At 53.9% G+C, this 16742-nt stretch carries 8 protein-coding genes; 6 read left to right on the top strand and 2 right to left on the bottom strand.

Annotated elements, in window-relative coordinates; translation table 11 throughout:
- The first annotated feature begins 190 nt into the window (after window positions 1-190).
- From B036_RS0109600 to B036_RS31875, 5 genes are all read left to right on the top strand, one after another.
- Window positions 191-1027, top strand: coding sequence for an NAD-dependent epimerase/dehydratase family protein (locus tag B036_RS0109600; protein ID WP_020568493.1), 837 nt, complete (start codon window positions 191-193; stop codon window positions 1025-1027).
- Window positions 1028-1355: 328 nt separating this feature from the next.
- Window positions 1356-3563 carry a DUF5916 domain-containing protein gene (locus B036_RS0109595; RefSeq protein WP_020568492.1) on the top strand — a complete coding sequence of 736 codons (2208 nt, stop codon included), beginning with the start codon at window positions 1356-1358 and terminating at the stop codon, window positions 3561-3563.
- Window positions 3564-3749: 186 nt separating this feature from the next.
- The gene (locus B036_RS0109590; RefSeq protein WP_020568491.1) at window positions 3750-4562 is read left to right on the top strand and encodes a tetratricopeptide repeat protein; all 813 of its coding nucleotides are present in this window, start codon (window positions 3750-3752) and stop codon (window positions 4560-4562) included.
- 326 nt (window positions 4563-4888) lie between these two features.
- Window positions 4889-6682 carry an SLC13 family permease gene (locus B036_RS0109585; protein WP_020568490.1) on the top strand — a complete coding sequence of 598 codons (1794 nt, stop codon included), beginning with the start codon at window positions 4889-4891 and terminating at the stop codon, window positions 6680-6682.
- 585 nt (window positions 6683-7267) lie between these two features.
- Window positions 7268-13129, top strand: coding sequence for a T9SS type A sorting domain-containing protein (locus tag B036_RS31875; protein ID WP_083926169.1), 5862 nt, complete (start codon window positions 7268-7270; stop codon window positions 13127-13129).
- A gap of 188 nt (window positions 13130-13317) precedes the next feature.
- Here the strand turns inward: B036_RS31875 and B036_RS0109575 are convergent, their stop codons facing one another.
- Complete coding sequence (locus tag B036_RS0109575; RefSeq protein ID WP_020568488.1) at window positions 13318-14571, bottom strand: dipeptidase; 1254 nt, start codon at window positions 14569-14571, stop codon at window positions 13318-13320.
- Between the two features lie 109 nt (window positions 14572-14680).
- Here B036_RS0109575 and B036_RS28770 point away from each other — a divergent pair, with 109 nt between their 5' ends.
- Window positions 14681-15451, top strand: coding sequence for a hypothetical protein (locus B036_RS28770; RefSeq protein WP_020568487.1), 771 nt, complete (start codon window positions 14681-14683; stop codon window positions 15449-15451).
- Window positions 15452-15569: 118 nt separating this feature from the next.
- Here B036_RS28770 and B036_RS0109565 read toward each other — a convergent pair whose 3' ends face one another.
- Window positions 15570-16676: a VWA domain-containing protein gene (locus tag B036_RS0109565; protein WP_020568486.1), complete on the bottom strand. Its 1107-nt coding sequence runs from the start codon at window positions 16674-16676 to the stop codon at window positions 15570-15572.
- Window positions 16677-16742 lie beyond the last annotated feature (66 nt).

The following is a 16742-nucleotide window of genomic DNA, read 5'->3' as shown; positions in this document are numbered from 1 at the left end:
GGCCTGTTGCAAGGGCTACGACACCCGGCATCCAGCACAAATCAAACACTTATTTTCAGGCAGTAAATGAGACCATTTCTTCCCACAACTTGCTACACAAAGATAGGCAAAAGCAATATTTAATACAAATTATTTGATAATTATTTGTCTTAATCTGCTTTTTGTAATTATTTTGCGTTTAAATTAAACTATGTCTGCTACTGTCTTTACCCCACTCACCATTTCTATACTTGGCTGCGGCTGGTTGGGGATGCCTTTACTTCAGTCGTTAATTGACGCCGGTCATCGGGTCCGGGGAAGTTCGCGGAAGCCGGAGGTTCTTTCGAAAATCAAGGCGGTGGGAGGACAGGCCTTTGCCATAGATTTGCCACAGACGCTGCCTCCGAAATTCATGGACGCATGTGATGTACTCATCATCACCTTACCGCCACGGGGCCGGGCCTTTGGCGAGGCGACCACCGAAAACTACCTGAAGTGCTTTGCTCCTTTGGCCAACTGGTTGAATACTTCTGATGCCCCCTCCGTGATTTTCACCAGTAGCACCAGCGTTTATGGAAACGCTGAAGGGCTATTGACCGAATCGACCCTTCCCCGACCAGCGACGCACTCCGCTCACGCTGTGCTGGCAGCTGAGGAATGGTTAGCTACAACGGGCTGTCCGGTGACGGTCCTCCGCCTGGCTGGCCTGGTCGCCGCAGATCGCCACCCCGGGCGTTTCTACGGTGGGAAAGACCGCCCCATCCCAGATGCCGGCGCACCGGTAAATCTGGTCCACCGAAACGACGTGATTGCCGCCATTCATTTATGCCTGGACACCAATTCCGGTTCAACAACCTATAATGTTTGTGCTGCAGCCCACCCGTCTAAGGGAGCTTTTTATACCGATGCGGCCAATGCGATCGGACTGACCGTAGCCGGCGCACTTCCCGGCGGAGAAGGTGGTAAGCTGATCGACAGCACAGCACTTCGAAACCGGGGATGGCAACCCACCTGGGACGACCTTGAAACGAGTTTAATAGTTTCTTAACAGTAACAATAGAGTGACCTTTAATAATACTTCCGTCCAAAGACCGAATTCAGCGTAAAACAGATAACCGAAAACATTCTGAAATACGCTATGAACAACGATCTTAATCCCACGATTTTTTAGTTTAGAAATAATAGTTCCCATTTAATCCCAAGAACAGTATGTAAATTCAGCGCCGCTTTCCCTTTCCGGGGAAGCGGCGCTTTTACTTTGCGTTAACAACCTGACCTGATAGCGACTTCACAACAAATTCTAACTTTGGCGCTTGTTAGAACAGATAGCAAGCACCTTTGCCTTTCTTCCTTCGCTCCGACCAAGAATACCCAACGTGAGACTAGTACTGATTTTTACCCTGCTGCCATTGCTGCTTACTGCCCAGTTTAACCCTTTGACTGCAGATGACCAGCCTTCAGCAACGGCCGTGCTACTGCCCAACGGTATCACGTTGGACGGAAAACTTGATGAGCCCGAATGGCGACAAAGCGTTCCTGCCACCAATTTTTGGGAGACTTTCCCTTCAGACACCACCCGGGTTAAGGACCAGACGGAGATATTTTTTGGCTTCGACGATAAAAACCTTTACGTTGCTGCAATATGCTATGGTAGTGGCTCTGACTTCGTCATTCCAAGTTTACGTCGGGATTATCGCGCCGGAGGTAACGACAATATTACCTTTCTCTTCAACCCCTTTAAGGATAAGACCAACGCCATAGTCTTTGGCATGAACCCCTATGGTGTAACCCGGGAAGCCCTGATCTATAACGGCGGAGAAAACGGCGATGATTTTCGGGAAGAATGGGACAACAAGTGGCGAGGGGAGAGTTATATCGGGGACGGATACTGGTCGCTGGAAATGGTCATTCCCTTCGCCAGCCTCCGTTTCCCCGATGGCGACCCGCAGTGGTACTTCAATTCTTACCGTTTCGATACGCAGGCCAATACCCGTTCTACCTGGCACCGCATCCCGCAAAACCAGACCATCATGAGTTTGGCGTACATGGGTAAAATCGACTTCATTGGTGGTGCGCCGCAGGCGCAGGGCGGCAACGTAACCCTCATCCCCTACATCGGCGGCGGCGCAATTAAAGATTACGAAGCGGAGACGACCACTGACTGGAACAGCAATATCGGTGGAGACGCCAAGATCGGGATCGGTTCCGGCCTCAATCTGGACCTCACAATTAACCCTGATTTCAGCCAGGTGGAGGTAGACCAACAGGTCATCAACACCACCCGCTTCGAGGTTTTTTTTCCGGAACGACGGCAGTTCTTCTTGGAAAATGCCGACTTGTTCAGTTCCTTCGGCTTCGAGCGGTCCAACCCCTTCTTCAGCCGGCGGATCGGCGTTGCCCAGGATACGACGACCGGGGTGGCCATCCAAAACCCCATTTTCTACGGTGCTCGCCTCAGCGGAAAGCTCAACGATGATTACCGTATCGGATTACTCAACATGCAGACGGCTGCGAATTTCGAACAGGGGCTGCCGAGTTATAACTATACAGTCGCCGCAGGCCAGCGGAAAATTGGTGACCGTTCGGCCCTGGGGGGCATCTTCGTCAACAAACAGAATTTCGGAGATTTTACGGACAGCACAGAAACCAACCTGAACTTTAATCGCGTTGCCGGGATCGATTTTAACCTGGCCACCAAAAACAACAAATGGAACGGGAAGACTTTCCTCCACCGCAGCTTCTCCGATCGGGAAGATGGTGACGACTACGTCCATGGTCTTAACCTGGAATACCGGGAACGGAACTGGAACATTGGCTACTTCCACTCCTACGTCGGGGAAGAATACAACGCTGAGGTCGGTTTTGTGCCCCGTAAGGGTTTCTTCACTTCCAACATACAGGCACAGCGCATCGACTATCCGGACAATCCTAACGTCGTGCAGAAAGGTCCATCCGTCGAAGTCCAGGCGTTTACCCAACCGGGAGAAGGTGTTACGGACTACAACTACGACTTCCAGTATGAATGGCAATACACCAACACCCAACAGCTAACCGTTGGCACCGGCTTTCAGAACATCTATCTCTTCGAAGGTTTTGATCCGACGCGAACCGATGCTACCCCGCTCCCCGGTAACCAGGACTACGGTTTCTGGCGGGCAGGCATAGAGTACCGGAGCGACCGGCGCAAGAAGTTCAGTTCCAGTTTCGAGCTGGAAGCAGGAGAGTTCTTTAACGGCAACAGCTACGGCCTTGGCGGCGGGCTGGTTTACCGGTATCAGCCACTGGGCAGTATTGACCTGCGCTTCAATTTCCAGTACATCGACCTACCGGAGCCCTACGCCAGCACGGCACTTTTCCTGATTGGCCCGCGCATCGACCTGACCTTCAGCAAAACCGTTTTCCTGACCACTTTCCTGCAGTACAACGAGCAGTTCAACAACTTCAACCTGAACGCCCGCCTGCAATGGCGCTTTGCGCCGGTGTCGGATTTCTTTCTGGTGTATACCGACAATTACGACACCCTGGGGTGGACACCCCGGAACCGGTCGTTGGTGGCGAAGGCTACTTATTGGCTGAATATATAGTCAGGGAGTCAACGAGTCAGAAAGTCAAGCAGTCAGAGAGTCAGGTAAACTTAAGTCTGTTTGACTACTTGACTGTTTGACTCCCTGACTGTTAAGGCGCGGCCGCAGGTGCAGGGAAAGGTTAAAGGGCAGGGTGTTTCACCAACCATAAACCCAGTATGCAGCATCTTACCAGAAAGTAGCCTGATGAAATATGGTCTGATCATGATGGGGACCCTGCTCTGTAGCCTAGCTCTTTGCGGTCAGCGCAGTGCTTTGCCCAACCCTGATCGCTATCCGGCGGATAGCATCATCGTTATGCTCAGAGAAGACACCGCTGCAAATCAGTTCAAAGCATGGGTCATTAATCGGACGGATAGTACCGTTATGCTTAAGGCCGTTAACGGAACAGCAGAAGATTGGCTGGAGGTAAAGGACGACGAGGGTAACTGGCGGGTGTATAATTCTGATAGCCGTCAAATTGACTGCCCTATGGGATTCACCTTTTCATTCCCGCTCAGGAAAAATCACTTCGCCAAAGTCAGCTCCATCCGAACACTGGGAACGTTTCAAACTTTGGCAAGGGCACGTTTCACGCTTGACAGCACCCCGTACTACAGTTCAGAAATGGCCGTTTCTATAGACACTACTGAATTTCTGCACCCTGATCTTAAGCAACTAGTTCGTTTTTTGCGCCGGATACCTAAGGATAGTACCAACCACCGAAGTAGGCTGGTATATTTTTTAGGCTTAAAGTTTGCAGCCAAGAACAGATTCGCTGACGCAAGTGAAAAGTATGCAGAAGCCCTGGTACTAAACCCTACTAATTACCAGGTTATCATTTCTCAGGGTGATTTAAAAATCAGGCAGGCTGGTCAGGCAAAACTCAAGGATCCAGAAATTTCCAGGATCATCAAAGGTGTTTTCGCCTCTTTCGAGATAATTCCCAGTACTGAAGAGGAACTTCAGGAAAAGATTGAGCTTAGGCGAAAAGCTTACGCCCGCTGGCTTGAAGACTAAGCTAGCCCCCTTGCTCCTTTATCCATCACTTTGCACCCGCGGCCGCGCCTAATGAAGCACTGCTTCGAAAATGCTCGCGCGCGGAGCGCACTCGTTCCGGTAAAACCCTTGCACCAGCGTTGGCGCCCGAAAAGAAGAAGCATTAGCATCGTCTTCACCCACGATTACCGGGCGAGGAGACGAACGAAGCTAACTTTATACTTTCACAATGATACAAGTGAGTATCCCAGTGCGGCAGCGATTCACCCATTCACTAATTCTCCCATTCACTCGCCCTATCTTCGTCCCACTAACGTCCCAACAGACCAAAGAACCAATAGCCCAACTTGTCTCCCGCACTCATCACTCTTCTCGTCGCCCTTGCCGCCGTCATCCTCTTCGTGACGGAGTGGCTGACGGTGGATCTGATCGCAATGCTGATCATCGTCGCCCTGGTCACCACCGGCGTCATCAGCGCCGGCGAAGGGCTCGACGGGTTCAGTAACGGCGCGACGCTGACGGTAGCTTTCATGTTCGTCCTATCTGCCGCGCTGCTCAAAACCGGTGCCCTGCAAATGCTGGCCGGGCGCATGGCCGATCGTTTCCGCCGGCAACCCAAAAAAGCGACGCTGCGGCTGATGCTGCTCGTTGCTGCGGTTTCCGCCTTCATCAACAATACCCCGGTCGTTGCGGTATTCATTCCCATTGTGGGCCGTATTGCAGCCACGGCTAAAATAAACCCGGCCAAACTGCTGATCCCTCTTTCTTATGCGAGTATCCTGGGCGGGATGTGTACCCTCATCGGCACTTCCACTAATATTCTGGTGAGTGGCATTGCCGAAGAGAACGGCCTGCCGGGTTTTTCTGTTTTCACGCTGGCGCCAGTCGGCCTCGTCCTTTTGGTGATCGGCGTGGTGTACCTGACCTACCTGGGCGGCCGTCTCCTGCCCGATCGGGAAGCCGAGGTAAGCCTCGCCGATCAGTTCGCGCTGCACGACTACCTGGCCGAGATCGTCATTCCGGACAATTCCCAACTGGCGGACAGCCGCATCATGGACTCGGCCATCGTCCGGGAGCTGGACATGGACATCATCGAAGTCCGCAGGGGCAAAGACCTTTTCACCCTCCCCCCCGGGGATTTCCGTTTGGTGGAAGGAGATACCCTGAAAGTCCGTTGCGACCGCGAGAAGATCAAAGGCTTAAAAGACTGGGTCCGCGTCGTTGATCAGTCTTCTGGTGTACGAATGATGGGTACCGGCCTGGAACGGAACAACTCCAGCCTGGTCGAAATGGTGATCACCCCCAATTCTGAATTCCTTGGTAAAACACTCCGTCAGGTGGATTTCCGTCGGGCCTACCGCGCGGTCCCCCTGGCTATCCGCCATCGGGAAGCAACCTTAAACGAACATCTTTACGAGCTTCCGCTGATGGCTGGCGACGTCATTCTCGCCGAAGTAAAGACACACTACCTGGCCGAGTTGCAGCGGATCGAACAGCAACAGGACAGTCCCTTCATCCTGCTGTCGAGCGACGCCATCAGTGACTTTAAACGCACCCGTTTCTACTTCGTGTTGGCCACCATTACCGGCGTCGTTGCCCTGGCCACAGCAGGCATTACGCCCATCAGCATTGCAGCTTTGGTCGGCGTTTGTGTCCTTGTACTCGGCCGGACCATCAACATGAGTGAAGCCTACGAGGCCATTGACTGGAAAATCGTTTTTCTACTGGCCGGCTCCCTCAGCCTGGGCAAGGCCATGAGCAACAGTGGCCTCGATGAAAGCATTGCCGGGCTGCTTACGGGCTCCATCAGTAACCTGGGGGTTTACGCCCTGATCGCCTGCATCTATTTGGTCACTAATGTGCTGACCGAGATCATGAGCAACAACGCAACGGCAGCCCTGCTGGCACCAGTTGCCATTGCTGCTGCGCAGCAGCTGGGCGTAGACCCAATGCCGCTATTAGTGACCGTCACCATCGCTGCTTCCGCCAGTTTCATGACACCGGTCGGGTACCAAACTAACGCGATGGTCTACAGTGCCGGCCGCTACCGCTTCCGGGATTTCACTCGCATCGGTACGCCATTGAACCTGATCTGTTGGGTGGTGACTACGCTCTTGGTTCCGATTGTTTTTGGTTTGTAGGCTGATGTTTTTTAACTAATCAGCCCTTCGAATTGACATTGGAAGCCCTGTTTATAAACTTTCCGCGGGCACCAGAGGCGGAAATATCTTTTGCCCGTCGGGCGACCGCGAGGGTCGCCCCTACTAGCCAGGCTTCGTAAATGCCACGTTCGCTACACGAACGTAAAATCACCTCTGATGACCGAGGCAACTATAACAGCGGCACCTCTGTGCTGCCTCCGTACCTTCTTCTGAGCGCTCTCCGTGAGAACAATTCGCTGCGTAGCAGCTCTGCCGCACCTATCACAAGGCTATTCCTCTTTCAAAAATAAATTAACCACTAAATACCTCATTCCCGCCACTTAATCATTCCACCTTCTTTTTCGGAGGAAGAAGCCCGTCATTAGTGGATGAAACGGATGCCCAGTGGCTACCTACTACCTATTTCACCATATTTCATTCATCCCATAGCGGCTTTTCCGCTTTTTGAACTTCCGCTTTTCGTCCACCAAGACCCGGTGTCCCAAGATCAACGCACCGCGTTGCCAGGGCTACGCTATTTCCAAAACGATCAAAGTGGAAGCTTCAGCTAACTGTTTTTTTATTATGATCCTCAAGACTACACCCCCCTTTCTCATTATGTGCCTGCTGCTGTTCGGGCCTTTTTTTGGCTACGCTCAGGAGCTGCAGTCACCGGTCCTGGAATTGGTAGCAGATGCTCACGCGCTAGAGCCGGCCTTTCAACCGGTATCCTTACTTTCCCTGGTCCCTCAGAATAAAAGGAAGACCGATAAAAACACCGACGAAGTCCTTCTTACTTATGAAGAACTTGCCCTCACACCCGATGGTTTTGACCTAAAGAAGGCACCTCAAACCATGCAACTGTTTGTCCCGGGAGGCCAGTTCGGAGATTTCCAACTGGACCTGGTAAAAGCTCAGGTATTAACGGAAGATTTCACGTTGATCACCGATGCGTCAGACGGAAAAGGACTGGTTTATTCTGGTATCGCTCATTATCGCGGCACCGTAGCGGGAGATGCCCATTCACTGGTGGCCTTGTCCGTGATGGATGGTGAAGTGATGGGGGCCATCTCTTCCGCTAAAGGCACCTTTACCCTGGGTAAACTGCAGGACGGAGATAGATCTTCCGGCCGGCATATGCTGTATCGGGACAGTGATTTGCTTGTGGAATCCGGAAGTACGTGTGGCGTAAAAACGCAACCCCTCAGTGCAAAAGATCAGGTCCTGATGGCCTTGATTGCCAACGGAGACGCCGGGCAGCGCTCCAAGTCCACGAATTGTGTCCGGGTATTTCTGGAGCTTGATCATAGTCTGGTGATAGAGAAGGGCGGGGTCGCAGGTGCCATGAATTGGATGGAGGCAGTGTGGAACCAGGTGGCCACGCTCTACCAGAACGAGAACATCACGACCCAGCTGTCTCAGGTTATGGCCTGGACGTCACCTGACCCCTATAACGCTGTCAACACCTCGACGGCGTTAAGCATTTTCCAGAGTACCCGTACCAGCTTCAATGGCGACCTTGCCCACCTCATCAGCCGGGGTGCCCCCTCTGGCGGGGGCGTTGCTTATCTCAATGCGCTGTGTACTAATCGCAACTATGCGTATTCCTACGTTTACAATTCCTACGCTAACGTGCCGACCTACTCCTGGACGGTTAACGTCATCACCCATGAAATGGGCCACAACCTCGGTTCTTACCACACCCATGATTGCGTGTGGAATGGTAACAATACCGCCATCGATGGTTGCGGGCCTGCCGCGGGATACCCCGGTCTCGGTTCCTGTACAGCAGCACCGCTGCCACCTTCAGGCGGCGGCACCATCATGAGTTATTGCCATCTGGTGGGCAATGTCGGCATCGGACTGGCCAACGGCTTCGGCCCACAACCAGGGGCGCTCCTTCGGGCCAAAGTAGACGCGGCGGGTTGCCTCACCGGCTGCACCGCGCCCGACTGTTTTTTGGTCGGTATGACCAGTACGCCTTCCGCCTGTAATTCCTCTTCTGGAACGGCCATGGCAACCGTGACTGGCGGGACAGCTCCCCTAATCTACAACTGGAGCAACGGAGCAACGACTGCGACTGCGACCGGACTGGCTCCGGGGAACCATGCCGTTACCATTACCGACGGCACCAGCTGTAGTGAAGTGCATTTCGTAAACATCGGCGGTTCCCCAACACCAACATTGGACATGGATGGCTGGGCTGCTGCGGGCTCCGCTAATGGCCGCGCCCGTGCCCGCGCCTCCGGTGGAACCCCGCCTTACACCTATGCCTGGAACACCGGCGCTACCAACAACGACCTGATGAACCTGGTGGCGGGCACTTATACTGTCACGGTCACCGATAACATCGGCTGTACGGCCGTCGACAATTTCGTAGTGACGGATGGTGCGACAGGCTGTACCAGTGGCACCGTAATGCGCCTTACCATCCAGGCGGACCAGTCTCCCAGCGATACCTACTGGGAGCTTTACGACGAATTCGGGACCCCGATAGTCTCCGAATTCTTCAGCCAGTTAGGTGTTACAGCCGGAGGTTTATACAGCTATGTCTTCTGCCTGCCTGAAGGTTGTTATGCGCTGGCGGTTTGGGACGGTCAAAGCAACGGCCTGTGCAATCCTAATAGTAACCCTCCCGGGTATTTCGAGTTGGAAGACATCACCAACGGAGGAATTATCCATGCTGGTTGCGATTACGGAGCGGTGTATACCCAGGCTTTCTGTACCGGTAACCGTTCGCTGCTGGCGATGAGTTCCACCGATATTAGTTGTGCTGGCGGTGCCGACGGCACCGCTACCGTCAGCGATGTATATAGCCAGGCCGCCTTGTCTTACGCCTGGAGTAACGGTGGCACCACGCCAACAATATCCGGACTCACCGCCGGTACCTATTCCGTTACCGTTACGAATAGCATCTATCTGGAAACTGCTTCTATAACCATCACTGCACCTGCGGTCCTCGCCCTGAACACCTCCTCCAATAACCCGACGCTGGGAAATAACGGAGATGCTTCTATAGCACCATCCGGAGGCACCGCTCCATACGCCTATCTTTGGAATAATAGCGCCACCACCTCCACCATCACTGGGTTACTACCCGGCACCTATTCTGTGACGGTTACCGACGCAAACGGCTGTACAGAATCAGCGGTAATAACCCTTACTGACGATACACCGCCCGTTACGGCTACCGCACTGATAACACAGGTCAGTTGCAACGGAGGAAGCGATGGCGCCATCACCGTTACCCCTTCCGGTGGAGCGGGCGTTTACACCTACCAGTGGAGTAACAATGCTACTACGCAGACGGTTACCGGACTGCCGGCCGGCACCTATCAGGTTGCGGTCATCAGCACCAGTAACTTCGTGGTTGAGACCATTGTAGTAACCGAACCTCCGGTGCTTATGCTCTCCGTTAGTAGTGCGGATGCTACCTCGGGACAGAACAACGGCACGGCTAATGTGGCGGCTTCCGGTGGCACCCCCGGCTATACCTATGCCTGGAGCAACGGTGGAACAACGCCAGGAATCTCGGGTCTCGCTCCTGGGACTTATTCCGTGACCGTCACCGATGCCAATAGTTGTCCGGCTACCGCCGGTGTGGTAATCGTTAATGCCGGTTCGCCGCTAACCCTGAACATGACCAGCACCAACATTAGCTGTAAAAATGCCGATGACGGCACGGCCTTTGTGGCTGCTGCCGGCGGTACGGGCGCCTATCAGTACGCCTGGAGCACCGGCGCTACGACTCCCGGGATCACCAGCCTTGCTCCCGGAAACTATGCTGTTACCGTAACCTCTGGTACGGTAGCGGTAAGCAGCTCCGTCACCATCACCGAACCAACCCGGGTAAACCCTGCAGCGAGCTCCCTTTCTGCCTCCAACGGCATGAACGGCTCGGCCTACGCAACCTGTTCCGGGGGAGTCCCTCCTTACACTTTTGCCTGGAGTAACGGAGCCACTACGGCCAACATCTTTGGCCTGGCCCCCGGTAGCTATACCGTCACCGCCACCGACGCTACCGGGTGTACGGGAGATATTACCGTTGTGGTAAATGACATCACCCCTGCCGTTACCCTAACGACCTCTTCAACTGACGTAACCTGCAATGGAGATACCGACGGCAGTGCGACGGTTACTGCTTCGGGTGGTACCGGCATCTATGCTTACTTATGGAACAATGGGGCTACGACGGCAACCGTCGGCAGCCTGGCTCCGGGCACCTATATCGTAACTGTGACCAGCTTTAGCCGAACGGCAACCGCTTCGATTATCATCGGTGAGCCAGCTGCTGTACAGGTAACCGTCTTCTCCAACGACAGTGCCCAGGGGCAGGCGACTGGTAACGCTACGGCAACACCATCTGCCGGTGTAGGTCCCTACACTTATCTGTGGAGCAGCGGGTCGACCTTCCTGTCGGCCACCGGTTTGGCCCCCGGCACGTACACCGTAACCGTGACCGATGCGAACGGATGTACAGCCATTGGTAGCGCCACCATAGGGGAATACACTCCTGGGCTGGAATTATTGGAGAGCAGCACAGACGCAACTTGTAACGGCGGCAGTGACGGCACCGCCAACGTCCAGGCATTTGGCGGGGTAGGCAACTATACCTACCAGTGGAGTAATGGTGCCACAACGGCCACCATCAGCGGTTTAGCGGCAGGCTCTTATTTCGTCACCGTGACCTCCGGCAGTCAGACGACCGTTGGTGGTACTATTGTCAATGAGCCTACGGCTATTGTCCTCAACGGCACCGTTACGGATGCGAGCAACGGAGCCAACGGCAGCGTAACGGTTAACCCTTCCGGTGGTACTGTCCCTTATACTTACCTGTGGAACATCGGTAACCAGACAACGGCAACCATCAATGATTTGCCACAAGGGTTTTACACTTGTACCGTGACTGATGCAAACGGGTGTACGGCCAACCAGCAGTTTACCGTCAACTCCACCACTCCGGCCTGTAACGACGAAGAATTTTTTTTTCGCATACAGCTTGACGATCATCCCGGCGAGACGACTTGGGAACTCAAGGACGGGAACGGTCAGACGGTGGCTAGTGGGGGGCCATACGTAGTTGATTTTATGTACCTTGAATACAGTCTTTGCCTGCCGGCCGGATGCTATGACCTGACGGTCTTCGATGCGGGTGGCAACGGCCTCGGTTCCGGCTACTACGAGATTACGAAAAACAGCAGTTTGGTATTGAACGGTGGTCAGTTCGGCGCTTCTGAAACACAAAATTTCTGTATTGGGGCAACGCCGCAGATCGTCTTCGAGCGTGGCCGGATTTCCACCACCGGCGATGGCTGGCAAACGGTTCAACTGTCGAATCAGTACACCAACCCCGTAGTGATCGCCACACCGGTAATCACCAGCACCAGTCTTGACCCGGTTGTGGCTCGCGTCAGGAATGCCGGCGCCAACTCCTTCCAGATCCGGGCGCAGCGCCCCGGAGCAAATACCAATGATACTTACGACATTGAGTATTTCGTAGTGGAAGAAGGCGTCTACGATTTCCCGACTTACGGTGTCAAAATGGAAGCAGTCCTCACGACCTCCACCCGCACGGCGGCCAGAAGTCGCTGGGGTAGTAACTACCGGGAAAACCGTAGCTATCAAAATGCTTACCTAAACCCCGTAGTGTTGGGGCAGGTGATGAGCCAAAACGATGCTGACTTTAGTGTATTCTGGGCGTCCCGATCCAACTCGCAGTCTAATGCGCCAACGCCATCCAGCTTCGCTGCGGGTAAGCACGTTGCTGAAGATAACGACCGGACCCGGTCAAATGAGTCGCTGGGCTACGTGGTCATCGAGGCAGGAAGCGGCACCATTAACGGGGAGGAGTATGTTACCGGTGTCGGATCCGACATTGTTAAAGGCCAACAGAACAGTAGCCTCGGTTACCTCTACAACGTGCCAAATAACCTCTACCTTCTGGGTGGCGTGCTCAGCTCAGCGGCCATGGACGGAAATGATGGCGGCTGGCCGGTATTCAAAGCTGACCCAATTGGTGCAGGCGGTTTCCGCCTGGCCATTGAGGAAGACCAAATCCGCGACAACGAACGGAGTCATACTTCTGAGCAGGCGGCCTATTTATTATTTGGTCTCGCCCTCAGCTCTACGGACGAGAGCCCGCAGGGTCCTAAGGAAGAAGTTTCTGTAACCGCGCCGACTCTGGCACTTCCGGAAATAAGCGCAACCGCAGAGATTAAAATCTTCCCGAATCCAACGAGTGACCGCCTCAACGTCGTCTATCAGGCAGCGGAGGGGACTTCGGTACAGCTTACCGTCTGGGATCTCAGGGGCCGCAAAATCATGGAGCAGTCCGCGCAGGGAACCGTTCAGACAACTTTTGACGTAAGTAGCCTCAAAGCAGGCCTCTACCTGCTCGATCTGCGGTCAGGCTCTGACCGGCAGACAAAACGTTTTATTGTGAATTAATTTTGTATTCCCGTCTTAATGAAGTCAGCCCCCATCCGAAGGTTTCGGATGGGGGCTTTTACTTTCTCAAACCCGAACCGTAAAGGTTTAGGATTCAGTTGACTTGCGGCTGGTTATGTTTACAGGCGCTCAGCACCATGGTATTTTCCAACCCACTTCGTGATGGGTACCTACTCGGTTCTTGACCACTAAGAAGCAGCAGCAGCTTTTTCCACCGCCCGCCAGACGCGCAGGACGTTGCCGGAGCAAATTTTCTCGATGTCTTCGTCGGAGTAACCTCGCTTAAGCAGGGTGAAAATCAGGTTAGGGAAATCGGCAACGTCTTTCAGGCCGGTTGGTAAAGAGTCACCTACACCGTCGAAGTCGGAGCCAAAGCCTACGTGATCCACACCTGCTAGTTCGACGACACGGTCGATGTGGTTGGCTACCATTTCGACGTCGGAGTACAGCGTGGGGAATTCTTTCTTGAAGGCCTCCTCCAGTTCTTCAGAACCCTCGTCACCGCGTTCAATGCCAGCGGCTTCCATTCGCTCCCTGAAAACGTCCCGCAGGCTGTCTTGCCGGGTGCGCAACGTACCATCAAGGAAGGTAGAACCGAAGTTTATCTGGATCACGCCGCCTTCTTCGCCGAGTCGCTTGATCATATCATCGTCCATATTCCGCTCGAACCCTGGCGTAAAGTGGCGAACACTGGAGTGACTGGCAATCATCGGTACGTCGGTCATTTCTACCACTTGCCAGAAGGTCTTATCACTTACGTGGCTGATGTCGACCATGATTCCGACATTATTCATTTCCATAACGACTTCGCGACCAAAATCGCTCAACCCGCCGTGGGTTGCCGTAGTGTCGTAGCTGCTGTCGCAGATCAGGTTATCCTTGGCGTGCGTAAGGGTGATGTAGCGAATACCTTTGTCGTAGTATTCCTTTACCCGTTCGATTTTGTCTTCGATTGGAGACCCGTTTTCCATGCCCATCGGGAGGCTCATTACGCCATCTTTGAAGTTTTGCTCCAGTTGATCAGGGCTGGTGGTGACCCGGAATTTATCGGGGTGGGCATCGGCAATGCCCTTGACCATGTTGATGAGGCTATCGGCCAACTTCGGGCTTTCGCCGGGTTCCTTTTGCAGGCCACTGGGGATATAAATCGACATGAAAGGCGCATCGAGGCCTCCCTTCACGGCGCGTACGTGGTCGAAGTCGCCGGCATCCGTTTGGATAGGAATACCGAGGTATTCTTTGTCGAGTTTAAAGTTCTTCACCTTCAGGCGGTAGGGTAAATCAACGTGACCGTCGGTGATGATGTATTTGTGAGCCAGCTCATTTGCGTGGGTACGGAGCTGCTCGTCGGTCATTTCCTCCGGAGCATTTTCTGTGGCGGGGCCGCAGGTGCAAAGCAGGAGGCTGATGAGCGCAAAGATGGGTAAGTGGATAATTTTCATTCTGTAGTGCGTGGTTATTTAAAATCAAGGTACGTATTTAGTGGGAAGGTGTTCACAATGAAAGGGTTTTAGCAGATGCCTGGTCAATATTCAGCGTTATTCGCAAAACATGTTGGGGCCAAAACTGCCAGACAAACTTTTGCCCGGCTTCGCCAGGTCAAAAGAATTTGTCGGACGGCCGGGCCATCCATCTAACGGACAATTCCCCTGCCAGCAAGAGACCAAAAAGGGGAAAGTCCGACCAACAGGTTCCGGAGTAACCAACCATTTCCCCAACACGGACTATCTTTCCACCATGCGACCGACCACCCTGCTCTCCAACACCATTTCTTGCACCTGCGACCGCGCCCCGAAAAAGGGAAAGAAAATAATAAAGCCTCGAAGAATGAATTTTTTGCTCGTCCTGCCCTTCTTTCTTTTTGCCTTTGTTCCATTACTTCCCGCCCAAAAAGTGATGCTGTTTGAGAAATTGACGGCTTCTAAATCCGATCGTGTGTATGAAGGCGAACGATTAAAATTTCGGCTGAAGGGTGATAAATTTTATCAGGAGGGCCCCATCCGTGAAATGCGGCCCGACATCCAGGCATTGGTCATCAATGATCGATACATTATGCTTGATGAGATCGACATTGTCCACCGCGGAAAAACCTTCGGTGCCGCTGCTGGCTATGGCCTGGTTACCTTCGGTGTAGGCTGGTCTTTCTGGGGCCTTGTCGGTAATGCTACCGACGGCGACCCATTGACTAAATATGAGAACCGTGACCTGATGGTCTCCCTTACTTCCATCGGCACCGGTCTGCTGATTAACCAGCTTTTTGGTCAAAAAAAGTTTAAGACGGGGAAGTATAAGCGACTACGGGTGGTGGATACTAGTTTTTAGGGTTCAGAATTCAGTACTCAAGGTACAAGGTTTATGGGGCCACGCTTTCATGACTACTGGCGCCTGAACGCTGAGTACTAAAGCCTGCTTCCTGCAACATGAATACTGAACACAACTGTTACCCATAAAGCGCCCCGGCCAAAATTTCCGCAAATGCCCCAGGCGTACTGGCAAAAGGCTTTAACCCCATCTCCGCCAGTTGCTGCGCGACCTCCTTATCATAGGCAGGAGCGCCTTCGTCGCTCAGGGCCAGTAGCGGGATAAAATTCAGCCCGCTTTGTTGCAACCGGCGAACACTGGCCAGCATTCCGGCTACTGATCCGCCTTCGAAGAGATCACTCAACAGAATCATCACCGTGTCTTTCGGGGCCGTATTCAGCTGCTCGCCGTAGCGCAGGGCTTTGCCGATATCGGTACCGCCACCCAGTTGGATGGCGAAGAGGAGTTCCAGTGGGTCAGGCAGTTGCTCCGTCAGGTCAACGACCTGGGTATCGAAGGCTACGATGTGCGTTTTCAGCGCCGGGATGCTGGCCAGAATACAGGAAAGGACGCCGGCATAAACGACGGAAGCCGCCATGGAACCTGATTGATCGACGAGCAGAATGACGTGCTTCAGCCCGGTCTTCGACCGGGAGAGCCCCCGCAGATTGACCGGCAACACCGTTTTGTACTCCGGCTGGTAATGCTTCATGTTTACCCGGATCGTCTGGTCCCAGTCGATGTCCTGAGGGCGGGGCCGGCGGTTCCGGTTGTGTTGCCTGCGGCGACCGCTGATGGCCTGTTCGATGGGGCGTTTGAGCTGCTTTTCGATCTGCTTCACCACCTTCATCACCACCGCACGGGCGGATTCCCGGCTTCGATCGGGCAGCAGGTTTTTTAGGCTCAGCAGGGTACCGATGAGGTGGACATCCGGTTCGATGGTATCGAGTAACTCCGGTTCCAGCAGCATTTGTTTAAGGTCAAGGCGGTCAAGGGCATCGCGTTGCAGGAGCTGGACGGTATCCGTGGGGAAGTACTTCCTGATGTCGCCCAGCCAGCGGTTCACGCTGGGGCTGGAGGCACCGAGGCCACCTTTACGATCGTGTTCGGCGTAGAGGGCTTCGAGGGTGGCGTCCATACCGGCCAGGGGGCCGGGGAGGTCGATGGGGGCATCGGCTTTGTCTTCGGCTTGCTGGCCCAGGATCAGGCGCCATTTACGGAGGTGTTCTTCGGGGGTTGGGGACATGGGGTGAGTACTACTGCCGCGCTCCAGGTTACGTCCGTGGGCTGCGCTGGTGGTGGGCGGCCCCGG

Origin of the sequence: Neolewinella persica DSM 23188 (assembly GCF_000373105.1) — a bacterium.
Classification (GTDB): Bacteria; Bacteroidota; Bacteroidia; order Chitinophagales; family Saprospiraceae; genus Neolewinella; species Neolewinella persica.
The sequence above is the reverse complement of the archived record's forward strand: the minus strand, read 5'-3'. Positions and strand labels throughout refer to the sequence as shown.

Bases quoted from the DNA above. Each gene is read 5' to 3' on its own strand.
- B036_RS0109590 (WP_020568491.1), top strand. From the start codon at position 3,750: ATGAAATATGGTCTGATCATGATGGGGACCCTGCTCTGTAGCCTAGCT.
- B036_RS0109565 (WP_020568486.1), bottom strand. From the start codon at position 16,676: ATGTCCCCAACCCCCGAAGAACACCTCCGTAAATGGCGCCTGATCCTG.
- B036_RS28770 (WP_020568487.1), top strand. From the start codon at position 14,681: ATGTTGGGGCCAAAACTGCCAGACAAACTTTTGCCCGGCTTCGCCAGG.
- B036_RS31875 (WP_083926169.1), top strand. From the start codon at position 7,268: ATGATCCTCAAGACTACACCCCCCTTTCTCATTATGTGCCTGCTGCTG.
- B036_RS0109600 (WP_020568493.1), top strand. From the start codon at position 191: ATGTCTGCTACTGTCTTTACCCCACTCACCATTTCTATACTTGGCTGC.
- B036_RS0109575 (WP_020568488.1), bottom strand. From the start codon at position 14,571: ATGAAAATTATCCACTTACCCATCTTTGCGCTCATCAGCCTCCTGCTT.